We start from the raw sequence: 20,257 nt of genomic DNA, 5'->3' as shown, positions 1-20,257 counted from the left end.
CAGCTAGACGGGCTCATAGGCCCGCCCCTTCCAGCCGGCCGGCTTGCCCATCAGCCCGCGGACCAGCGCCGCCCACTGGATGGCCAGCGCCACCAGCACGGTCAGCGGATGCAGCGGAATGGTCCACCACGGCTCCCGCACCCGCAGCGTGACGGCGGCGCGCAGCGCGAAGCCGAGCGCCAGCGCCAGGATCGCCGCGCTGCGCGGCAGAAAGAAGAACGGCCAGAGATGCGCGCCGGCGAGCATGACGGTCCAGATCGGCAGGCCCACCGGCGTTGCCATGCCCTCCCGCGCATTCTTGATGAAGCCGGCCCAGCTGTCGCGGAAGTTGGTGTACATGCGGCAGGTGGCCAGGGCGTGGCCCTCGACGATCTCGGTCGCCAGGCCGTGTTCGCGCATGCGGCGCGCAAGCGCCAGACCGTCATGCAGCACGCCTCGCACCCCTTCATGACCGCCGCTCGCGAAATAGCCCTCGCGCTCCACCAGGAGCAACTGGCCACAGGCCGCCGCCATGCCGGAACGCTGGGTGAAGGCGCGGCCCCCGCCCGGGAGGTAGCAGAAGATCAGGAAATTGATCATCGGCACGGTCAGCGCCTCGCCCAGCGAGCCGATCACCTGCTTCGGCACGCCGGTGACCATCACCGTGCCGGTGCGCGCCGCATGGCCGGCCATGCTGGCGGCGGCGTCCGGCGCCAGGCGCACATCGGCATCGATGAACAGGAAATGCGTGCCGCGCGCGGCATCCGCCAGGCGGGCGCAGGCATGCACCTTGCCGGTCCAGCCCGAAGGCAAGGCGGGCGCTGCTTCCAGCCGCACCCGCGCATCCCGCGCCGCATAGGCCCGCACGATCTCCGCCGTACCGTCGGTGGAGCCGTCATCCATCACCACCACCTCGACCGCCACGCCGGCAGAGGCCAGTGCGGCATCGAGGCAGCCCGAGATGTTCGCCGCTTCATTGCGCGCCGGCACCAGGATGGAGACCAGCGTACCACTGGCCGGCACCCCGCGCGGCGGACGCACGAGGAACAGGTTCACGACCCCCATGGTGGCCGGGAACATGGCCAGGGCGAGCGCTATCCAGGCCCAGGTGAAATCCCAAGTGGCATCATTATCCATCGCCTAGCCCGCCCCCCCCTTGGGATCATGTCTTGGGTCGAATGATTGTCCCTTGATCGCGGAAAGCAAGCGTCGCCAGAGCTGGTAGATGCCGCCCATGCCTTCGGGGCCCTGCAGCAGCGTCTCGAATCGCGCCGGTTCGCGGGCGATGGCATCCTCCGCCAGCCGGTCCATGGTGGCGGCCAGCGCCCCCGACAGCACCGCCAGCCGATCCTCCCGCGGCAGCGCGGCAAGGCTCGCCGCCTCGATCGGCGGGCCGAAGGCACACAGCATCTCCGCCTTGCGCTCCGACCAGAACGGGTAGTCCAGCGCCAGCGGCACGAACAGCGCATCCGGCGCCATCTCCGGCAGGCGGGACATGCCGGGGGCGATCGGCACCGGGCGCTCACGCACATCGCTGAACCGGCCGGGCGCGTTCATCCACAACATGCGGTCCGGCGCCGCCAGCACCTGCCGCGCCGTGCGCAGGAAGGCCACGGCACCGCGCGGCGTGCCGCCTTCCACACCGAAGACACCGATGCGCGTCATGAAGCGGTACTTGGTGATCGCCCCGGCATCCATCGGCACGAACATGCGCCGCCCGGGAAACAGCCGCTGCGACAGCAGCATGAAGGCGACACCGTCCCACCAGCCCGGATGGTTGGCGAAGACCACCAGTGGCCGGGCGCCGTATTCCTGCGGCAGACCCCAGCGGGCCACCCGCCCGGCCCGCATGTGTTTGCGGAAGAAGCGGGTGAACATGTAGTGGAAGAACGCCATGCGGCGCGGGTCGTACAGCGTGACCGGGCTTTCGCCCGCCTCGCCCCCGGCCCTTTCCGGCATGGCATTCATGGCATGGCTACTCCGCCGCGGCGGCCAGCTCCGCCTCCCGCCGCCCGGCCTCGCGTGCCGCATCCGACATGCCCTTGCCACCGCGGTCGCGGTCCAGCGCATCCGCCGCGATCCAGCCGGACATCATCACCATCGGCATGCCCGGCCCCGGATGCGCGGCGCCACCGCAGAGATACAGGCCCTTCACCATCTTGGACCGGTTGCCCGGCTTGAAGGCGCCGGTGAAGCTGCCATGGCTGGCGAGGCCGTAGATCGCGCCATCCAGCACCTTGTAGCGCTCATGGATATCGACGGGCGTGAGCTGGCTTTCGACCACGATCCGCTCCTCGATATCCTCCATCCCCGCGGTGCGCTTCAGCTTGTCCAGGATGGTCTGCCGGTACTTCGGGAACATCTTGGACCAGTCATGGTGCGGGCGCAGATGCGGGGTGTGGACCAGCACATACAGCGCCTCCCCGCCCGCCGGGGCGGTGCCGTCATCGCTGCACGACGTGGCGGCGAGGTAGGCGGTGGGGTCGGGGGCCGGCTCGCCCTTCTTGTAGATTGCATCGAACTCCTCCTCCGCATCGCGGGAGAAGACGAAGCAGTGATGCGCCAGGTGGTCGTAGCGCTTGTTCAGGCCGAGATAGAGCACCACGCCCGAACACGCCGGCTCGAAGTTCTTCTTGGCGTATTTCCGGCCCGGCTCGCCGCCCACCAGCTCCTTGTAGGTGCGGATGGCGTCCATATTGGAGATCACCGCATCGCAGGCGATCGTCTCGCTGCCCACGCGCACGCCCTTGATGGCGCCGTTCTCGATGTCAAAGCCCGTCACCTCGGCATTGGTGCGTAGCTCCGCGCCCAACTCGCCAGCCAGCTTGGCCAGGCCCTCCGCCACCGCGCGCGTTCCGCCCACGGGGTACCAGACACCCTCGCTCGCCTGCATGTCGCCGATCGAGCACACCACCGCCGGCGCCAGATAGGGCGAGGAGCCGATATACTGGCAGTAATGGTCCAGCATCTGCGCCAGCCGCTCATCCGGAACATGGCCACGGATGATCTTGGCCGCCGTCTGGCCCATCTTCAGCGACAACACATCCCGCAGCGTGTTCGGGTTGAGATTCGCCTTCATGTCGATGGTGTCCGTCACACCCTCGACCGGCCGCCAGAAGAAGAACTTCTCCGAGACGCCATGCAGGTGCCGGCTCTCCTCCTGGAACTTGCGATACCCCTCGCCCAAGCCACGGCCCGGTGCGAACTTCTCGATCTCCGCCTGCATGGTGGCGACATCGGCCATCAGGTCGATCTGCGTGCCATCCTCGAAGAAACAACGCCACTGCGGGTCCAGCCGGATCAGCGGCAACTCCTTCGCCTGGTCGCGCCCCGCCTCCGCGTAGATCCGCCGCAACACCCGCGGCACCGTCAGAATCGTCGGCCCCATGTCGAACCGGAACGACCCGGACCCATCCGGCGCCTCCAGATTCAGAACCGCCGCCTTCCCCCCCATCCAGGGGTTCTTGTCCAGCACCGTCACCTTGTGCCCACGCGCCGCGGCCACACACGCCGCGGCCAGCCCACCGAGGCCACCACCCACCACCACCACCCGGTCTGCCATGCGCGTTCCTCCGTGTCGTCCGAAGTCTTAGCCGTTTTCGCGGGTGGTATTGCAGGGGGCGCTGCCCCCTGCACCCCCGCCAAAGGGACAGTGGTCCCTTTGGAATCCCGTTAAGGGGTAGGCGAGAGGAGGGGCATTGCGCATCCGCTTGTCCCAAAACGCCCGCCGTGCCCCTCCTCTCGCCTACCCCTAAGTCGAGGGTTCGAAGGGGCCACTGCCCCTTCGCGGGAGGGTGCGGGGGTTGCGGCACTGCCGCAACCGGAGCCCTCCTTGCTAACCATCCGCGGTAACCGGGTTAAGGCTCCGCCGTCACCGGGGTTGCCGCCTGGAAGCCGCTGTCGGCCGTGGGGCGGCTGGGGGCGCCGGACAGGCCGAGGTCGGCGGCGAGCAGGCCGGTGGTGATGCGGGCACCTTCGTAGATCACGGGCAGGCCGCTGCCGGGGTGGGTGCCGCCGCCCACCAGGTACACGCCGTCCACGTCGCGGTAGCGGTTGCCGGGCCGGAACAGCAGCATTTGCGGCAGTTCGTGGGACAGGTTGAAGGTGGCGCCAAAGCCCACGTTGAAGTCGCTTTCCCAATCCTGTGGCGCGACGATGCGCTCGTACTTGATGTGGGGACGCAGGTCGCCGAGGCCGAGCACCTTCAGCCGGTCCAGCGCAATTTCCCGGAATCGCGCGCTTTGCTGCGCCCAGTCCGGCTGCACGATCAGGTTCGGCACCGGGACCAGGACATAAAGGGCGGAGTGACCCTCGGGGGCCATGGTCGGGTCCGTGGCGCCGACGTTCTGCACATACAGCGAGGGGATTTCCGGGATCACGCCGGTCTCGATCTCGCCGATGTTCTGCCGGTACTGCTCGGACAGGATGACATTGTGGTGGGCGACGCCGGGCAGGGTCCGGTCCAGGCCGAGATAGAGCATGAAGGTCGAGCAGGAATAGCGCGCCTTGCCGATCTTCTTGTCGGTCCAGGTCTTCCGCAGGTGGTTCGGGATCAGCTTCGGGATGGCGCCGGCGAAGTCGGCGTTGACCACCACCGCATCCGCGTCATGCCGCGTGCCGCCGATCTCGACACCCTTGGCGCGCTTGCCCTCGAAGGCGATGCGGTCGACCGGACTGTTCAGGCGGATATCCGCGCCGAGGCGTTCGGCGACGCGTGCCATGGCGTTGGAGACGGCGCCGCAGCCACCGATCGGGTGGAAGACGCCGTGTTCGTATTCCAGGAAGGACAGGATGGTGAACAGCGCCGGGCATTTGAACGGCGACATGCCCAGGTATTTGGTCTGGAACGAAAACGCCAGGCGAACCCGCGGGTCCTTGAAATGCCGTGCCAGATCCTTGTCCACGGTGGACCAGGGCTTCATCAGTGGCAGCGCCTTGATCATGTCCGGGCGGATCATGTCGGCGGCGGTGGAGAAGGCGCGTTCCAGCACCGGCCGGAAGGCTTCCAGCTTGGCACGGTTTTCCTGCATGAAGGGCCGCAGGCCCTTGGCATCCCCGGGCGAGATGCGGGCGATCGCGGCTTCCATGCGTTCGAGGTTGGCGCTGGCGTCCAGCGTCGTGACGTTGCCGCCCTGCTCGAACAGCAGCCGGTATTGCGGCTCCAGCCGCCGCATATCGACTTCCTTCTCGAGATCCGCGCCGCAGCGGGAGAAGATCTCCTTCAGGATGCGCGGATACAGGAAGAAGGTCGGGCCGAGGTCAAAACTGTAGCCCTCCGGCGAGGTCAGGGTGCGGGTTCGCCCGCCCACCACCTCATCCTTTTCATAGACCGTGACCCTGGCGCCGGAGGCGGCCAGCAGCATGGCGGCGGCGAGACCCCCGGGCCCGGCGCCGATGATGGCAACCTTGGGGCGGGAGCGGTGAAGGGCGGGGGAGGACAAGGGTGCGGTCATATCGTTGGGCAGCAGATGCGACCGGTCGGCCAGCGCGCAAGAGGCATGTGCGATCCGTTAATGATGCGGCGGCAGGGGCAGCAGCGCACCCTGCTCAATTTCAAGGCAGCGGGCCTCGGCACGCGGTAGCAGGCGGGCCAGGTAGAAACCCGCCAGGGCGGCCCTGTCCGGGCTGGCGGCGGCGGCGCGGGCCAGCATCCAGCCGCCGAGCAGCCAGCCGCTGGCGTCGAGATAGGCCGCCGCCAGGGATTGCGCCAAATCGGCGTCCTTGCCCTGCAGGCCGAGCAACAGGTCCGTCACGGCGGCCAGGCGGGCGCTGGCCGGGGCCAGGCGCGGATCGGTGGCGGCGACCTCCGCCAGCAGGGCGCGCATGGCCACCCCCTCGTCGCGGGCCAGCTTGCGGACCAGCAGGTCGATCGCCTGGATGCCGTTGGTGCCTTCATAGATCGGCGCGATGCGTGCGTCCCGCATCACCTGGGCGGCGCCGCTGTCTTCGACGAAGCCCATGCCGCCATGCACCTGGATGCCGAGGCTGGCATTCTCCACCCCCCGATCGGTGCACCAGGCCTTGACGATGGGGGTGAGCAAGGCGAGGCGGGTGGCGCCGGCCTCATCCCCCAGCAGATGGTGCCGGTCCAGCGCGGCGGCGGCTTCCAGCGCCAGCAACCGGCCGGCCAGCGTGGTGGCGCGCATCTCGGCCAGCATGCGAGCGACATCGGGGTGCTGGTCGATGTTGCGGCCATTCTGGCTGCGCTGCGCGGCATAGGCCTCGGCCAGCGCCAGGGCACGGGCGCCCTGGCCGACGCCCTGCACGCCCACGGCGAGGCGGGCGGCGTTCATCATGGCGAACATGGCGTTGAGCCCCCGCCCGGGCTCACCCACCAGTTCCGCCTCCGCGCCATCGAACAGCATGATGCAGGTGGGGGAGGCGTGGATGCCGAGCTTGTGCTCGATGCCGCCGCAGCGCAGCGCGTTGCGGCCGCCCTCGGCCAGCATCTTCGGCGCAGCGAACAGCGAAATGCCGCGCGAGCCTTCCGGCGCGCCCGGCAGCCGGGCGAGGACCAGGTGCAGGATGTTCTCGGTAAGGTCGTGCTCGCCCCAGGTGATGTAGATCTTCTGGCCGTGCAGCGCGTAGCGCCCCTCGCCCAGCGGTTCCGCGCGGCAGCGCAGCGCCGAGAGGTCGGAGCCGGCCTGCGGCTCGGTCAGGCACATCGTGCCGGTCCACTCGCCGGAGACCAGCTTGGGCAGCCAGCGTTCGGCCTGATCCGGCGTCGCATGGCCCACCAGCAGGTCGATGGCGCCGGCGGTCAGCACCGGGCCGAGGAAGAAGGCCATGTCGGCGGCCGAGGCCAGCTCCGTCACCGCGATCCACAGCGCGTGCGGCAGGCCCTGCCCGCCATGTTTCACCGGCGCGGCGATGCCCTGCCAGCCGCTGTCGATCCAGTCCCGCATCAGCTGGGTGTAGTGCGGCGGGCAGGTGACGGTGCCATTGGCGTAGCGGGCGCCATGGCGGTCCGCCTGCTGCCAGCCTGGGGCCAGCTTCTCCCCGGTGAAGCGGGCGGCTTCCTCGACCAGGGCGGCGATGTCGTCGGCCCCGAGCTGGGCGCCGGCGGCCTCCGTCAGGCCGGGCAGGTCGATCACCCGGGTCAGGCCGAGGACGAGATCATCGGTCACGCTCATGTCGTGGCAGCCTGTTGAAGGTCGGTCAGAAGGCCGGGCGGCGGCGGGGTGGCGCCGGCGGCCCAGCCGGCCAGCCCGGGCACCAGGGACGGGTCGGCGGCCGCGCGCGCCAGCGCCAGGCCGAGCAGGCTGCCGAATTTGAAGCCGTGGCCGGAAAAGCCGGACATGACGAAGGCACGCTCCCCCAGCTTCTCCACCACGAATCGCTCCTCCGCCTGCACGTCGTAGTAGCAGGCCGCGGCGGAGAGTACGCGATAGCTTTCGAGATCACGGATCCGATGCCGGGCCAGGCCGAGGATTTCCGCCGCCTCCGCTGGCGTCGCCTCCCGCGGTGCGTCGGGGTCGGAGGTGGGCGCGAAGCGATGGTCGCCGATCTTCAGCGGCGTGCCGGCCACCGGCGGCACGGCGTAGAAGCCGCCATCCTCGGCCAGATCCAGCAGCATCGGCGCCGCCTGCCAGCCGGCCTCATGTTCCGGTGGCGGGGCCAGGCGGACGATGATCTGCCGCGTCGGCCGCACCCGCGCCGCCAAACCCGGCAGCAGGCGTGGCGCCCAGGGGCCGGCGGCCACCACCAGCAGGTCCGCCTGCAGGCGCGTGCCATCCGCCAGCGTCACCGCGCCATGGGCGGGGTCCACCGCGATCGCCTGGCCGCGGCGGATATCGGTGCCGCGCCGGGCCAGGCCGCGCGCCAGCAGCTCCACGATCCGCCGCGCCAGCAGCACGCCGCCCGAGGGCAGGTGGAAGGCGGCGGCGATGCCATCCGGGGACAGGAAGGGGTGGCGGGCCGCGACGGTCGCGGCGTCCAATTCCGTCACCGCATGGCCATCGCCCAGCAGCGCGGTTCGGCTTTCCGCCAGCCAGCCACCGGGGGCATTGGCCAGGGCCAGCACGCCGGTCTGGACATAGGGGCGTTCCCCGGCCTCGGCGAAGAACAGGTCCCAGGCGGCATGGGCCGGGTCGATCATCCGCATGTAGCCGGTGGCGGCGCCATAGGCGTGGCGGATCAGCCGGTGGTCATCCACCGAACTGCCGCGAGGATTGGGCACGGGGTCCTGGTCCACCACCCGCACCGACCAGCCGGCGCGCGCAAGCGCCCAGGCGGCCGACAGGCCCATGACACCGGCACCGAGCACGAGAGCGCTTTGCATGGCGCCCAGTCTGGCCTGCCGCGCCTGGGTTGTGGAAGGGGGTCCGGTGCTTACACCAGTAGCAGGGTTGTGCCCCCCCGCAGGGACTGGCCCGGCGCCAGGAGATGCATCGGGCCATGCGCTGCGATATGGGGCCGGTTCACCGCATCCGGCGCGTGGCTCACCGGCTCCACGCACAGCACCGGGATGCCGCGCGGGGCATAGATCTGCAGGTTGCGTGCCCAATCGCCGGTGGCGCGCAGTTCGAGGTCCGGCCCGCCCGGGCGCGTCATCACCGCCACGCCATCCCAGCCGGCGAAATGCGTATCCAGCCCTTCCAGCACCTCTACCCCACCCTGCAAGCCGGCGCTGGGGCGCGGCGCGATGGCCAGGTTGCGGGCATCGCGGCCGAAGACGGTGCTGGCCGCGAAGCGCAGCCGCAGGCCGGCGGGGCGGGTGAAGAAGGGGTGCCAGCCGATGCCCATGGGCGTCGGCGCATCGCCGCTATTGGTCAGCGTCAGGTCCAGGCGCAGCCCATCTGGCTCCAGCGCCACCTCCAGCCGCGCGGTGCAGCGGAAAGGCGGATGGTCCACGGCGCAGGTGAGGATGGCGGCATCCGGCGCCTGGGCTTCCACCACCCAGGCGCGTTCCCGCACGAAACCATGCAGCGCATGGCCTTCCAGCGGCCGGTTGATCGGCATGACGTAGTCCTGCCCACCGACCGAGATGCGTCCCTCCGCCAGCCGGTTGGTCCAGGGTGCCATCAGGAAGGCGCTGTGCAGCCCGCGATTCGGGCTTTCGCCCTCCGGCACCGGCTGCACGATGTCCTGCCCGCGCCAGGACAGGGCGCCGATCGCGGCGCCCTGGCTGACCAGGATCGTGGCGTCCCAATCGCCGGAGGCCAGGCGGATCATATCCTGCCCGCCACTGCCGGGCGCCGGCCGGGGTGCCGTCCGCAGGTCGGAAACCCTGGCGCGGCCATCATTCCTGTTCGAACTGGTCGCGCGGCGAAAAGCCGCCCTTGCGGGAGTATTCGATCGAGCAATAGCCGCCGCCCTGGTAGCGTTCCTCCACCGGATCGTCGGAGACGATGGCGCCGACCTCGGCGCGGTAATCCTCCGCCGTATCCTCCGGCGCCCAGCCCAGCCGGTCGCGGTGATCCTCGGCCCAGAAGCTGTCCGGATTCTTCGAGGCGCCCCAGACCACGCAATGGCCGACGCGCTCGGCCTCGATGGTGCGGGTGATCAGCCGGGCGAGGTCGGCATAGGACAGCCAGGTGGCCAGCATCCGCTTGTTGATCGGCTTCGGGAAGCAGGAGCCGATGCGGATATTGACGTTCTCCACCCCATGCTTGTCCCAGTACATGCGGCCCATCAGCTCACCGTACACCTTGGACAGCCCGTAGTACCCATCCGGCCGGAAGGCGCAGTCCGCATCCAGCTTGCCCTGGTTGCCCTGCGGCCTTTCGTGGAAGCCGATGGAGTGGTTGGAACTGGCGAAGACCACGCGGGCGCCGAACATCCGGGCGGCCTCATAGATGTGGTACAGCCCATGCAGGTTGGGGCCGGCCACTTCCTCGAAGGGCTTCTCCACGCTGACGCCGCCGAAATGCAGGATGGTGCCGCAGCCTTCCGCCTGGCGGACGATGGCGAGCGATTCGGTCAGATCCGCCTTCACGAAGCTGGCGCCCTTCGGCAGCGCATCCGGGAAGGGCATGATGTCGGTCAGCCGCAGCGTGTAGCCGGCGGCGGACAGCTCCTTCGTCAGCATGCGGCCGAGATTGCCGGAGGCGCCGGTCAGCAGGATGGGCTTGGTGTGGGGCATGGCGGGAATCCCTCAATCGGCGAAAAGCGTGATGGCCGCACCCTGGCCCAGACCCTCGGCGCGGAACAGCCCACCCAGGCCAGGATGGGCGGCCAGCGTCGCCGCATCCTTGCCGGCGCGGAGGCTGGTGACGAACAGCGTGGCAAGCCCCGGCCCGGCGAAGCAGGGCATGGTGGGCGCGGGCACGGGGAAGTCGAAATGTCGCAGGATCGTGCCATTGGGCGCGATCACGTTGATCCGGCCGGCGGAGACACCGGCGGACCAGTAGTTGCCCGCGGCATCACAGGCGGCGCCATCGGGGCGGCCGGTCGCCTCATCGAAATCCCGCACATGGCGCCAGGGGCCGGTGGCGCCCGTCGCGGGGTCGAAACCGGCGCGGTCGAGCACGGCGCGGCGGCTGTCCGAATGCCAGATGGTGCAGCCATCCGGCGACCAGGCCAGGCCGTTCGAGACCACCAGCCCATCCCGCCGGCGTTCCACGCGCCCATCGGGCGTGACGCGCCACAGGATGCCGGTGGCCTGTTTGTCCGGCCGGTTGTCCATGCTGCCGATCCAGAAGCAGCCATCCGGGCCGACCTTGCCGTCATTCAGCCGGTTATGCGCCGGCTCCTCCGGCATCGCCGCGAAGGGGGTGATGGCGCCGCTGTCGGGCTCCAGCCGCACCACGCCGGCGCGCTGTGCCACCAGCAGCGCGCCGCTGCGGCACAGCGCCAGGCTGCCGCAGGGCTCCGGCATCGGGATGCGGCGGGTCACGCCCGTGGCGGGGTCGAAGCGGATGACGCAGGGGGCCAGGATGTCCACCATCCACAGCACGCCCCGCGCCGCATCCCAGACCGGGCTCTCGCCGACCTGCGCCCGCAGGTCGGCGGCAAGGCTGAACATGCGGCTCAGCCTTCGTAGCCGAGCAGCAACCTCGGCAGCGTCAGCGACACGGCGGGCCAATAGGTGGTCAGCAGCAGCGCCAGGGCGATGGCGCCGTAGAAGGGCCAGATGGTCTTCATCACCGCCTCGATCGGGATCTTGCCGATGGCGCAGCCGACGAAGAGCACGGCGCCGACCGGTGGCGTGGTCAGGCCGAGACCCAGATTCATCATCATGATCATGCCGAACTGCACCGGATCGACGCCGATCGCCACCACCACCGGCAGGAAGATCGGCGTGGTGATCAGGATCAGCGCCGCCATGTCCATGATGCAGCCGAGCAGCAGCAGGCAGAGGTTGATCATCAGCATGATGACGATGGGATTGGAGCTGATCGCCAGCATCCCCTCCGTCAGCAGATCCGGCAGCCGGTACAGCGCGAGCAGGTAGGCGAAGGCGGTGGCGGTACCGACCAGCAGGAACACCACGGCGGAGGTGCGGACGCTGGCGGCGACGGCGACCTTGAAGCTGTCCCAGCTCAGGCTGCGGTAGACCAGCACCGTCACCAGCAACGCCCAGAGTGTGCCGAAGGCCGCGCTTTCCGTCACGGTGAAGACGCCGGACAGGACGCCGCCCAGGATGATGAAGGCGGTGAACAGGCCGGGCAGCGCATCGACGAAGCGCCAGAACAGATGGCGGAAGCCGGCCCAGGGCTCGGACGGATAGCCGCGGCGCACCGCCATGACATAGGCCGCGATGGCGAGGAAGCCGCACATCATCAGCCCCGGCACGATGCCCGCGATGAACAGCGCGGTGACGGAGATGCCACCACCCGCCGCCAGGCTGTACAGGATCATGTTGTGGGAGGGTGGAATCAGGATGCCGGCGATGGAGGAGGTGACGGTGAGCGACACCGCATAATCCACCCCGTACCCCTTGGCCTTCATCGCCGGGATCAGGATGACGCCGGTGGCCGAGGTATCGGCCACCGCGGAGCCCGAGATGCCGCCGAACAGCATGGAGGTGGAGACATCCACCATGCCGAGCCCGCCGCGCATCCAGCCGACCGCGGCGGAGGCCAGCGCCACCAGCCGCCGCGCGATGCCGCCATGCAGCATCAGCTCCCCGGCGAAGATGAAGAAGGGAATGGCGAGCAGCGCGAAGATGCTCATGCCGGCGGCCATCTGCTGGAAGGCGACGGCGGGGTTGATGCCTTCGTAGAGAAAGCCGACCAGCGCGGCGATCCCCAGCACGAAGGCCACCGGCACGCCGGAGACGACGCCAAGGACGAAGATCCCGAAGATCAGGAAAAGCCCGAATTCCACGCGAATTTACTCCAGGAAGGCCGCGGCGATGCCGCGCTGCTCGGGGCCGTCCTTGTTCAGGATGTCGCGCAGCACCTGCTCGATGGCGAAAAGCGTGACGAGCCCGCCGCAGACCTGCAGCGGCACATAGGTCCAGCCCTGGCTGATGCCGAGCAGCGGAATTTTGAAGTTCCAGACCATGTCCACCAGCTCCTGCGAATAGATCATCATCGCGAAGCCGAAGACGCCGACCGCGGTATCGCAGCCGACCGCGATCCAGCGCTGTACCTGCATCGGCAGCGCCTCCCGGAAGCCGAGCACCGAAAGGTGGAACCGCTCCCGCACCCCGACGGCGGCGACCGGCAGGGCGATGCACAGGATGGACAGCGTGGCGGCGCGCTCGATCCAGGTCGGCGTGTCGTTCAGCACGTAGCGGCCGAACACCATCCAGCCCATCATCACCACCAGCCCGACCAGGGCGCAGCCGGCGACCATGACTACGATGTTGCAGAAGGCGTCGAGCACGCGGGAAAACATCGCCATGGCTGAGTGCGTTCCTGGGGAAGGCGTTGGAAACCGGCGCGGCAGGAAAGGGTGGCCCAAAGGCCACCCATCCCATCAAGGCAGCGCGCGGATGGCCTGCACCATGCCGGACAGGCGCGGCGTCGCGGCGTATTTCGCGTAGACCGGCTCCATCAGCTGTGACCAGGGCGTGCGATCCGTCAGTTCGATCACGGTCACGCCCGCGGCCTCGACCCGCCGGCGGGAAACCTGCTCCCGCTCCGCCCAGAGGCGACGCTGCAGGGTGGCGCTTTCACGCGCGGCGTCGCGCACGATGTTGCGCTCCTGCTCGTTCAGCCGGCGCCAGCGTTGCTGGGAGACGGCGAGCACCTCGGGCACGTTGGAGTGTTCCGTGGTGGTGTAGTAGCGCGCCACCTCGAAATGCCGGGTGCTTTCGTAGGACGGGAAGTTGTTCTCCGCCGCGTCGATCACGCCGGATTGCAGGCTGGTGAAGACCTCGCCGAAAGGCAGCGGGGTGGCATTGGCGCCGAGTGCGCGCATCAGGTCGATCCACAAATCGCTGGTCTGCACGCGGATCTTCAGGCCGCGCATATCGGCCGGCGTGCGGATCGGGCGGGTGGAATAGACGCTGCGGGCGCCGCCATCATACCAGGCGAGTGCGATGATGCCGATCGCCTCCAGGTCCTTGGCGATCTCGGTCCCGGCGATGCCGTCAATCGCGGCATGGCTGTGCGCCACGTTGCGGAACAGGAAGGGCAGCGTCACCACATTGGTCGACGGCGCCAGGTTGTTGAAGGGCGAGAGGTTGAAATTGCCGAAATCGATGGACCCCAGCCGCATCTGCTGGATGGCCTCATCCTGCTGGCCGAGCTGCGCCGAGTGGTAGGTCCGCATGCGGATGCGGTTGTTGGTCCGCTCCATCACCAGCTGGCCGAATCGGTCCAGGCCCTGGCCGTTGGGATAGTCCGCCGCATGGATGTTCCAGCCGCGCCATTCCTGCGCCGTGGCGGGCGTGGCGGACCAGGGCAGCAGGGCGGCAGCCGCCAGGGCACCCGCACAGAAGGCCTGGCCGGCCTTGGCTCGAAAGGCCTCGGCGGCCTTGGCGCGGATGGCGCGCAGAGCTTTCATGGATTGTCTCTCCTTCCCGTCCCACGGCCTTCTGGCCATGGGTTATACGACATCATACGACTTGCTCGCGGCGTCTTGTCAATTCGTCCGCAAACCCGTCGCAGCCTGCCGCGCTCACCCCCTGTGGATTGCCAGGAGGGCAGCATGGACCGCGGGACCACCATCGAGGAAGCCGAAGCCGGGGGCGTGCGATTGCTGCCTGCCGGATTGGTCGGCTTCCTGGTCTATCCGGCTGTGCTGGAGCTGATCGTCGCCCACCCGCCCGCCAACGACCAGGTGGCGCCGCCCGCCCAGGGCTGACCCGGCGCGGGCTTGCGGGCGCCGCCCATCCTGGCCAGCATCCGGCGCATCCCAGCCGGAAACCCGCCCATGTCGCATGCCACCCTCGCCGAAGCCGCCGCCGACCTCGCCGCCGGCCGCACCACCGCCGCGGCGCTGACCGAGGCGGCGCTGGAGCGCATCGCCGATCCGGACGGTGAAGGCGGGCGCGCCTTCCTGGTGGTGCAGGCCGAAGCGGCGCGTGCCTCGGCGCGGGCGATGGATGCGCTGCGCCAGGCCGGGCGCGCGCCGAGCCCCTGGGCCGGCATCCCGATCAGCATCAAGGACCTTTACGACGAGGCCGGGCAGCAGACCCGGGGTGGTTCCAAGGCATTGGCCGATGTGGCGCCGGCCACGGCCACCGCGCCGTCCGTCGCGCGCCTGCAACGGGCGGGGTTCGTGGTGCTCGGGCGCACCAACATGGTGGAATTCGCCTTCTCCGGCCTCGGCCACAACCCGCATTTCGGCACGCCGCGCAGCCCGTGGGGCCGGGACAAGGGGGACCGGGCGACGGGGCGGCTGCCGGGCGGGTCTTCCTCCGGCGCCGCCGTCGCGACGGCGGATGGGATGGGGTTTGCCGGGCTGGGCTCCGATACCGGCGGCTCCTGCCGGATTCCGGCGGCGCTGTGCGGGCTGGTGGGCTGGAAACCGACGGCGAAGCGGGTGCCGCTGACGGGCACGCTGCCGCTGTCCTTCACGCTGGACAGCCTCGGCCCCATCGCACGCTCCGTCGCCTGCTGCGCGGTGATCGACAGCCTGATGGCCGGCGAGGAGGCCTGGTCACCGGGCCTGCCGGTGCCAGTGGCCGGGCTGCGCCTCGGCGTGTTGCAGGGCTACGTCACCGAGAACTGGGATGCCGGCGTGACCAGCGCCTTCGAGGCGGCGCTGTCCAGGCTTTCCGCCGCCGGGGCGCGAGTGGAGAAGCTGGTGGTGCCGGAGCTGGCCGATATTCCGAAGGCCAATGCGACCGGCGGCTACGCCTCCTCCGAGGCCTATGCCTTTCACCGCGGGCTGATCGAACGCCAGCGCGACGCCTACGACCCGCGCATCCTGTCCCGCATCCTGCGCGGCGGGCAGATGGCGGCGGCGGACTACATTCAGCTCGGCCAGGACCGCGCGCGGATCATTTCGGCGTTTGCGGCGCGCACGGCGGGATATGATGCGGTGGTGTCGCCGACCTGCGCGCTGGTGCCACCTGCCCTGTCCGAGATCGAGGATGAAGCGGAGTATGGCCGAATCAACCTGCTGCTGCTGCGGAATACCAGCGTTGGCAACTTCCTCGACCGCTGCGCCATCAGCCTGCCCTGCCACAAGCCTGGGGAGGCGCCGGTCGGCTTCCAGCTGATGGGCGAGCATGGCGGCGATGCCAGGCTGTTCGCCGTGGCGCAGGCCGTGGAGGCGGCGCTGGCCGCGTGAGCGCGCGTTTCGGGAGCCTGGTTGAGGGGGAAGCGCCAACCGAAGGCGCCGAGAGCTTTGCCACGCTGCTGGAACAGGGCGGCGTGGTGGTGCAGCGCATCGCCTCCCACCGCGCCGCCAGCCCGGCGGGCTTCTGGTACGACCAGCCCGGCACGGAATTCGTGCTGCTGGCGCGCGGCGCGGCGACGCTCGGTCTTGCCGATGGCGCGGCGCGGGTGATGGTGGCGGGCGATTGGGCGGTGTTGCCGGCGGGCTGCCGGCATCGCGTGGTGGCGACCAGCGCGGATGCGCTTTGGCTGGCGGTGCATCTGCCGCCAGGGTGAAGCTCAGCCCTCCAGCAGCGGCAGCGCCGGCTGTTCGTCCTTCAGGGCGACGCCGGTCGCACCCAGGCCACGCGCGGCGGCAACCAGCCACAGAAGTTTCGCCGCAGCCTCCGCCACGCTCAGCCCGCCGGGGCGGATATTGCTGATGCAGTTGCGCTCCGCATCGCGACGGCCGGGGCGCGGCGCGTGGGTCAGGTAGATGCCCATGCTGTCCAGCGCGGACAGGCCCGGGCGCTCGCCGATCAGCACCGCCACCATCGCCGCGCCGAGCGCCTGGCCGATCGCATCCCCGATGGCGACTCGCGCCTGGGTGGCGATGACCGGTGGCGCGACATCCCAGCCCGCCTGGTGCAGCCCCTCCGTCAGCGCCGTGACCAGCGCGGGCGCCTGGGCCTGCACGCCGGTGGCGCAGAGGCCATCCGCCACGACAATGGCGAAGCAGCCGGGGCGCGGCGTGAGCGGGACACCTTCCGCCAGGCGCCGCCCGAGATCCGGGCGCAGCAGATAGGCGCGGCGATCCGGCGCCGCGCTGGCGACCACCTGCGCCCCCAGCGCATCGCGCAGCACGGGCACATCCAGGGTGGACCAGACGGCATCGCGCGCCTGGGCATGCGCCTCCTGGAAATCGAGATGCGCCGCGGTGGGCAGGCCATTGCCGACACGGCCGAGGCCAACGCGCGCCGCCGTGTAGCGCCGCAGGTCGCGCCACAGGACAGGTGCGGTCACAGCAGCCCCGCCACGGCCATCGGCAGGCGATCCGGCGTGTGCACCGCCAGCCCCATCCGGTGCAGCCAAGCCGCGAATTCCGGCGCGGGCGTCTTGCCCAGCGCGGCGCGGACATAAAGCCCGTCATGGAAGGAGGTGGATTGGTAGGCGAGCATCGTGTCATCCGCCCCCGGCACGCCCATCACATAGGTCACGCCCGCCACGCCGAGCAGCGTCAGCAGCGCATCCATGTCGTCCTGGTCGGCCTCGGCGTGGTTCGTGTAGCAGACATCCACCCCCATCGGCAGGCCGAGCAGCTTGCCGCACATATGGTCCTCGAGACCCGCGCGGGTGATCTGCTTGCCGTCATACAGGTATTCGGGGCCGATGAAGCCGACCACGGAATTCACCAGCAGCGGCCGGAAGCGGCGCGCCACGGCATAGGCGCGGCATTCCAGCGTCTGCTGGTCCACGCCGTGATGCGCATCCGCGGACAGCGCGCTGCCCTGGCCGGTTTCGAAATACATGCAGTTGTCGCCCAGCGTGCCGCGGCCCAGCGCCAGCGCGGCCGCATGCGCCTCCGCCAGCAGGGAGAGCGACACGCCAAAGCTCTCATTCACCGCCTGGGTGCCGCCGATGGATTGGAACACCAGATCCACCGGCGCGCCGCGCTGCATCGCCAGCAGCGTGGTGGTGATGTGGGCCAGCACACAGCTCTGGGTGGGGATCGCATAGCGGTCCCGCACCGCATCGAGCAGGCCGAGCACGCGGCAGAGATTGTCCACATTGTCGGTGGCCGGGTTGACGCCGATCACCGCATCCCCGGCGCCGAGCAGCAGCCCATCCAGCACCTGTGCCGCGATGCCCTTCGGGTCATCCACCGGGTCATTCGGCTGCAGGCGGATGGACAGCGTGCCGGGCAGGCCGAGCGTGTTGCGGAAGCGCGTCACGACGCGGCATTTCGCGCCGATCGCCACCAGATCCTGCAACCGGCAGATTTTTGACAATGCCGCCACCATCTCCGGCGTCAGGCCCGCCGCGAGGGCGGCAAGCGCGGGCGCATCCGCCTCGGCCAGCAGCCAGTCCCGGAAGCCGCCGATCGTCAGATGCGCCACGGGGGCGAAGGCCTGGGCGTCGTGGCTGTCCAGGATCAGCCGCGTCACCTCATCCGCCTCATAGGGTACCACGGCATCGGACAGGAAGTGCCGCAGCGGCAGGTCGGCCAGTGCCCGTTGCGCCGCCACGCGCTGCGCGGCGCTTTCGGCGGCCACGCCGGCCAGCGCATCGCCGGACCGGAACGGCGTGGCGCAGGCCAGAAGCTGGCGCAGATCGGCGAAATTGTGCCGCGTGCCGCCCACCGTCGCGGAAAAACCCATGCCGCCCTCTCCCTATACCCATCACGCGCCCGGGTTGTCAGTTGGAGCCTCCGGGGCGAGGATGCCACAAATACGGAGGAACGGCATGGATCGCGACAAGCTGGAGATGCGCCCGGATGCGGCGGCGGGCTGGCCGGACCACATCTACGCGGCGCTCAAGGCCAATGGCATCACCCAGGTCGCCCTGGTGCCGGATGCCGGCCACAGCCGGCTGATCAAGCGGTGCCTAGCCGATAATGAAATGACCGTCGTCACCCTGACGACGGAGGAGGAGGGCGTTGCCCTGCTCTGTGGCGCCTGGCTTGGCGGCGTGAAGGGCGTGCTGCTGATGCAGTCTTCCGGCGTCGGCAACTGCATCAACATGCTGTCGCTGTCGCATATCCACCGCACGCCACTGCCGATGATCGTGACCATGCGCGGCGATTTTGCGGAATTCAATCCGGCGCAGATCCCGATGGGCCAGGCGACGCAGGCGGTGCTGGAAGCGATGGGCACGATCGTGCATCGCGCCGACCGCGCAGAGGATGTGGCGGAGACGGTGGATGCGACGCTGCGCCTCGCCTTCAATACCTTTCGCCCGGCAGCCACGCTGCTCGGCCAGCGCCTGATCGGCGCCAAGACCTTCGGGAAGGACTGATCCATGGCCGAATACCCGAACCGGCGCGACGTGGTGCGCACGCTGCTGGAAGACCGCGGCGAATTGATGGTTATCGCCGGCCTCGGCGCCTCCGCCTGGGACATCACCGCCATCGGCGACACGCCGCGCAATCTGCCGCTGTGGGGCGGCATGGGGGGCGCGGCGATGATGGGCCTCGGCCTGGCGCTGGCGCAGCCTTCCGCGAAAGTGCTGGTCATCACCGGCGATGGCGAGATGCTGATGGCGCTCGGCGCCATGGCGACCATCGCGGTGCAGAGGCCGAAGAACCTGTCCATCGTCGTGCTGGACAATGAACACTACAGCGAGACGGGCAACCAGGAAACGGCGACCAAGCATGGCGTGGACCTCGCCGCCATGGCGCGCGGCGCGGGGCTTTCCCGTGCGCGCACGCTGACGACGCTGGAGGAGGTGCCGGCCCTGCGGGCCGAGATCCATGCCGCCACCGGCACCATCTTCGCGGTGCAGAAGATCGCGCCCGGCAACCTGCCGCTGGTGCTGCCGCCGCGCGACGGCGCCATCCTGCAAGCGCGATTCCGCGAGGCCCTGCTCGGCCCCGCCGCCCACCACCAGCTTTGAAGGCCCGACCATGCCGCATGTGATCTGCGTCCGCCCGATCCACGAGGAAGCCATCGCGCGGATGCGCGCGACCCCGGGGGTGACGGTGGATGTCCTGATGGACCTCTCGCCCGAAAGCCTCGCCGCCAATCTGCCGAAGGCGGATGCGCTGATCGTGCGGACCATCCGCATCGACCGCGCCTTCCTGGCGCATTGCACCAATCTGAAGATCCTGGTGCGCCACGGCGTCGGCTACGACATCGTCGATGTGCCGGCGCTGACCGAGCGCGGCATTCCGCTGGCCATCACGCCGGAAGCCAATGCGGTTTCGGTCGCCGAACACGCGCTGATGATGATGCTGGCCTGCGCCCGCAAGCTGACCAGCTTCAACGCCAATATGCGCGCCGCCACGCCGGTCTGGGGCGCGCAGGCCGGGCTGCCCACCTTCGACCTGCAGGGCAAGACCGTGCTGGTGGTGGGCTTCGGCCGCATCGGCACGCGCGTGGCCAAGCTGTGCGCCGCGTTTGGCATGCGCGTGCTGGTGCGCGACCCGAATATTGGCAAGGGCAGCATCCGCGGCCTCGGCTTCGAGCCGGTGGATGACGCGGCGACCGCGGCGGCGGAGGCGGACATCGTCACGGTCCACGTCCCCAGCGGCCCGGCGACGCGCAACATGATCGACGGCGCCTTCATGGCGCGGATGAAGCCCGGCGCCGTGCTGGTGAACACCGCGCGCGGCACCATCGTGGATCAGGTGGCGCTGGAGGCTTCGCTGCGCGCCGGGCATCTTTCCGCCGCCGGGATCGACGTGTTCGAGGAGGAGCCGGTGGAGACGCCGATCAGCCTGCTCTCCACCCCGAACCTGATCATGACGCCGCATGTCGCCGCCAGCACGGCGGAGGGTCTGCGGCGCATGGCGCTCGATTCCGCCGCCGCCGCGCTGGCCTGCTTCGCCGGCACGCTCGACCCCGACGTCATCGTCAATCCCGAGGTTCTGGCACGCCGGAACTGAGGCGGAGGCGGGGCGC

The 20,257-nt window shown here is 69.6% G+C and carries 20 protein-coding genes; 6 read left to right on the top strand and 14 right to left on the bottom strand.

Annotated elements, in window-relative coordinates:
* Positions 1–3: 3 nt before the first annotated feature.
* The 12 genes from Q8S30_RS17490 to Q8S30_RS17435 all read right to left on the bottom strand — a co-directional run bounded on the left by Q8S30_RS17490 (position 4) and on the right by Q8S30_RS17435 (position 13,878).
* Positions 4–1,116 (bottom strand): glycosyltransferase family 2 protein, encoded by a 1,113-nt coding sequence (locus Q8S30_RS17490; RefSeq protein ID WP_305667300.1) that lies wholly within the window; start codon positions 1,114–1,116, stop codon positions 4–6.
* A 3-nt stretch (positions 1,117–1,119) separates the two neighbouring features.
* Positions 1,120–1,938, bottom strand: a complete 819-nt coding sequence (locus tag Q8S30_RS17485; RefSeq protein ID WP_305667299.1) for a lysophospholipid acyltransferase family protein — start codon at positions 1,936–1,938, stop codon at positions 1,120–1,122.
* Between the two features lie 16 nt (positions 1,939–1,954).
* A complete protein-coding gene (locus Q8S30_RS17480) occupies positions 1,955–3,541 on the bottom strand; it encodes an NAD(P)/FAD-dependent oxidoreductase (RefSeq protein ID WP_305667298.1) in 1,587 nt (528 codons plus the stop codon).
* A gap of 295 nt (positions 3,542–3,836) precedes the next feature.
* On the bottom strand, positions 3,837–5,432 hold the full coding sequence (gene crtI, locus Q8S30_RS17475; protein WP_305667297.1) for a phytoene desaturase family protein: 1,596 nt from the start codon (positions 5,430–5,432) through the stop codon (positions 3,837–3,839).
* Between the two features lie 57 nt (positions 5,433–5,489).
* Positions 5,490–7,112 (bottom strand): acyl-CoA dehydrogenase family protein, encoded by a 1,623-nt coding sequence (locus tag Q8S30_RS17470; RefSeq protein ID WP_305667296.1) that lies wholly within the window; start codon positions 7,110–7,112, stop codon positions 5,490–5,492.
* Complete coding sequence (locus tag Q8S30_RS17465; protein ID WP_305667295.1) at positions 7,109–8,260, bottom strand: FAD-dependent oxidoreductase; 1,152 nt, start codon at positions 8,258–8,260, stop codon at positions 7,109–7,111. Before Q8S30_RS17465 ends, Q8S30_RS17470 begins: the two co-directional genes overlap by 4 nt.
* Before the next feature lie 50 nt (positions 8,261–8,310).
* Positions 8,311–9,153 (bottom strand): hypothetical protein, encoded by an 843-nt coding sequence (locus tag Q8S30_RS17460; protein WP_305667294.1) that lies wholly within the window; start codon positions 9,151–9,153, stop codon positions 8,311–8,313.
* A 67-nt stretch (positions 9,154–9,220) separates the two neighbouring features.
* Positions 9,221–10,063 (bottom strand): NAD(P)-dependent oxidoreductase, encoded by an 843-nt coding sequence (locus tag Q8S30_RS17455; RefSeq protein WP_305667293.1) that lies wholly within the window; start codon positions 10,061–10,063, stop codon positions 9,221–9,223.
* 12 nt (positions 10,064–10,075) lie between these two features.
* Positions 10,076–10,945: an SMP-30/gluconolactonase/LRE family protein gene (locus Q8S30_RS17450; protein ID WP_305667292.1), complete on the bottom strand. Its 870-nt coding sequence runs from the start codon at positions 10,943–10,945 to the stop codon at positions 10,076–10,078.
* Between the two features lie 5 nt (positions 10,946–10,950).
* Positions 10,951–12,249 carry a TRAP transporter large permease gene (locus Q8S30_RS17445; protein ID WP_305667291.1) on the bottom strand — a complete coding sequence of 433 codons (1,299 nt, stop codon included), beginning with the start codon at positions 12,247–12,249 and terminating at the stop codon, positions 10,951–10,953.
* 6 nt (positions 12,250–12,255) lie between these two features.
* The gene (locus Q8S30_RS17440) at positions 12,256–12,771 is read right to left on the bottom strand and encodes a TRAP transporter small permease (RefSeq protein ID WP_305667290.1); all 516 of its coding nucleotides are present in this window, start codon (positions 12,769–12,771) and stop codon (positions 12,256–12,258) included.
* A gap of 75 nt (positions 12,772–12,846) precedes the next feature.
* Positions 12,847–13,878: a TRAP transporter substrate-binding protein gene (locus Q8S30_RS17435; RefSeq protein ID WP_305667289.1), complete on the bottom strand. Its 1,032-nt coding sequence runs from the start codon at positions 13,876–13,878 to the stop codon at positions 12,847–12,849.
* A gap of 144 nt (positions 13,879–14,022) precedes the next feature.
* On the opposite strand from Q8S30_RS17435, the gene Q8S30_RS17430 reads away from it, so the two are divergent.
* The 3 genes from Q8S30_RS17430 to Q8S30_RS17420 all read left to right on the top strand — a co-directional run bounded on the left by Q8S30_RS17430 (position 14,023) and on the right by Q8S30_RS17420 (position 15,935).
* Positions 14,023–14,178 carry a hypothetical protein gene (locus Q8S30_RS17430; protein WP_304813375.1) on the top strand — a complete coding sequence of 52 codons (156 nt, stop codon included), beginning with the start codon at positions 14,023–14,025 and terminating at the stop codon, positions 14,176–14,178.
* Positions 14,179–14,247: 69 nt separating this feature from the next.
* Positions 14,248–15,612, top strand: a complete 1,365-nt coding sequence (locus tag Q8S30_RS17425; RefSeq protein WP_305667288.1) for an amidase — start codon at positions 14,248–14,250, stop codon at positions 15,610–15,612.
* The gene (locus tag Q8S30_RS17420) at positions 15,609–15,935 is read left to right on the top strand and encodes a cupin (protein ID WP_304813372.1); all 327 of its coding nucleotides are present in this window, start codon (positions 15,609–15,611) and stop codon (positions 15,933–15,935) included. The genes Q8S30_RS17425 and Q8S30_RS17420 overlap by 4 nt, the downstream gene beginning before the upstream one ends.
* Positions 15,936–15,938: 3 nt before the next feature.
* Here Q8S30_RS17420 and eutC read toward each other — a convergent pair whose 3' ends face one another.
* Positions 15,939–16,661: an ethanolamine ammonia-lyase subunit EutC gene (eutC, locus tag Q8S30_RS17415; RefSeq protein WP_305667287.1), complete on the bottom strand. Its 723-nt coding sequence runs from the start codon at positions 16,659–16,661 to the stop codon at positions 15,939–15,941.
* A complete protein-coding gene (locus Q8S30_RS17410) occupies positions 16,658–18,016 on the bottom strand; it encodes an ethanolamine ammonia-lyase subunit EutB (RefSeq protein ID WP_305667286.1) in 1,359 nt (452 codons plus the stop codon). Before Q8S30_RS17410 ends, eutC begins: the two co-directional genes overlap by 4 nt.
* Before the next feature lie 85 nt (positions 18,017–18,101).
* Between Q8S30_RS17410 and Q8S30_RS17405 the strand changes: the two genes are divergently transcribed.
* The 3 genes from Q8S30_RS17405 to Q8S30_RS17395 are packed head-to-tail and all read left to right on the top strand — an operon-like array spanning position 18,102 to position 20,241.
* The gene (locus Q8S30_RS17405) at positions 18,102–18,653 is read left to right on the top strand and encodes a thiamine pyrophosphate-binding protein (protein ID WP_304813367.1); all 552 of its coding nucleotides are present in this window, start codon (positions 18,102–18,104) and stop codon (positions 18,651–18,653) included.
* A 3-nt stretch (positions 18,654–18,656) separates the two neighbouring features.
* Positions 18,657–19,250: a thiamine pyrophosphate-dependent enzyme gene (locus Q8S30_RS17400; protein WP_305667285.1), complete on the top strand. Its 594-nt coding sequence runs from the start codon at positions 18,657–18,659 to the stop codon at positions 19,248–19,250.
* 10 nt (positions 19,251–19,260) lie between these two features.
* Complete coding sequence (locus tag Q8S30_RS17395) at positions 19,261–20,241, top strand: NAD(P)-dependent oxidoreductase (RefSeq protein ID WP_304813363.1); 981 nt, start codon at positions 19,261–19,263, stop codon at positions 20,239–20,241.
* Positions 20,242–20,257: the final 16 nt, after the last annotated feature.

The organism is Frigidibacter sp., from assembly GCF_030695035.1.
In the GTDB taxonomy this organism is placed as follows: domain Bacteria; phylum Pseudomonadota; class Alphaproteobacteria; order Rhodobacterales; family Rhodobacteraceae; genus Frigidibacter.
This window is presented reverse-complemented; position numbering and strand designations above follow the sequence as displayed.

What these genes read in the sequence shown, in the direction of transcription:
- Q8S30_RS17465 (WP_305667295.1), bottom strand. Translation starts at nt 8,260, where the DNA reads ATGCAAAGCGCTCTCGTGCTCGGTGCCGGTGTCATGGGCCTGTCGGCC.
- Q8S30_RS17435 (WP_305667289.1), bottom strand. Translation starts at nt 13,878, where the DNA reads ATGAAAGCTCTGCGCGCCATCCGCGCCAAGGCCGCCGAGGCCTTTCGA.
- Q8S30_RS17480 (WP_305667298.1), bottom strand. Translation starts at nt 3,541, where the DNA reads ATGGCAGACCGGGTGGTGGTGGTGGGTGGTGGCCTCGGTGGGCTGGCC.
- Q8S30_RS17485 (WP_305667299.1), bottom strand. Translation starts at nt 1,938, where the DNA reads ATGCCGGAAAGGGCCGGGGGCGAGGCGGGCGAAAGCCCGGTCACGCTG.
- Q8S30_RS17425 (WP_305667288.1), top strand. Translation starts at nt 14,248, where the DNA reads ATGTCGCATGCCACCCTCGCCGAAGCCGCCGCCGACCTCGCCGCCGGC.
- Q8S30_RS17405 (WP_304813367.1), top strand. Translation starts at nt 18,102, where the DNA reads ATGGATCGCGACAAGCTGGAGATGCGCCCGGATGCGGCGGCGGGCTGG.
- Q8S30_RS17395 (WP_304813363.1), top strand. Translation starts at nt 19,261, where the DNA reads ATGCCGCATGTGATCTGCGTCCGCCCGATCCACGAGGAAGCCATCGCG.
- Q8S30_RS17440 (WP_305667290.1), bottom strand. Translation starts at nt 12,771, where the DNA reads ATGGCGATGTTTTCCCGCGTGCTCGACGCCTTCTGCAACATCGTAGTC.
- Q8S30_RS17450 (WP_305667292.1), bottom strand. Translation starts at nt 10,945, where the DNA reads ATGTTCAGCCTTGCCGCCGACCTGCGGGCGCAGGTCGGCGAGAGCCCG.
- Q8S30_RS17470 (WP_305667296.1), bottom strand. Translation starts at nt 7,112, where the DNA reads ATGAGCGTGACCGATGATCTCGTCCTCGGCCTGACCCGGGTGATCGAC.
- Q8S30_RS17460 (WP_305667294.1), bottom strand. Translation starts at nt 9,153, where the DNA reads ATGATCCGCCTGGCCTCCGGCGATTGGGACGCCACGATCCTGGTCAGC.
- Q8S30_RS17430 (WP_304813375.1), top strand. Translation starts at nt 14,023, where the DNA reads ATGGACCGCGGGACCACCATCGAGGAAGCCGAAGCCGGGGGCGTGCGA.
- Q8S30_RS17490 (WP_305667300.1), bottom strand. Translation starts at nt 1,116, where the DNA reads ATGGATAATGATGCCACTTGGGATTTCACCTGGGCCTGGATAGCGCTC.
- Q8S30_RS17410 (WP_305667286.1), bottom strand. Translation starts at nt 18,016, where the DNA reads ATGGGTTTTTCCGCGACGGTGGGCGGCACGCGGCACAATTTCGCCGAT.
- Q8S30_RS17400 (WP_305667285.1), top strand. Translation starts at nt 18,657, where the DNA reads ATGGCCGAATACCCGAACCGGCGCGACGTGGTGCGCACGCTGCTGGAA.
- crtI (WP_305667297.1), bottom strand. Translation starts at nt 5,432, where the DNA reads ATGACCGCACCCTTGTCCTCCCCCGCCCTTCACCGCTCCCGCCCCAAG.
- Q8S30_RS17455 (WP_305667293.1), bottom strand. Translation starts at nt 10,063, where the DNA reads ATGCCCCACACCAAGCCCATCCTGCTGACCGGCGCCTCCGGCAATCTC.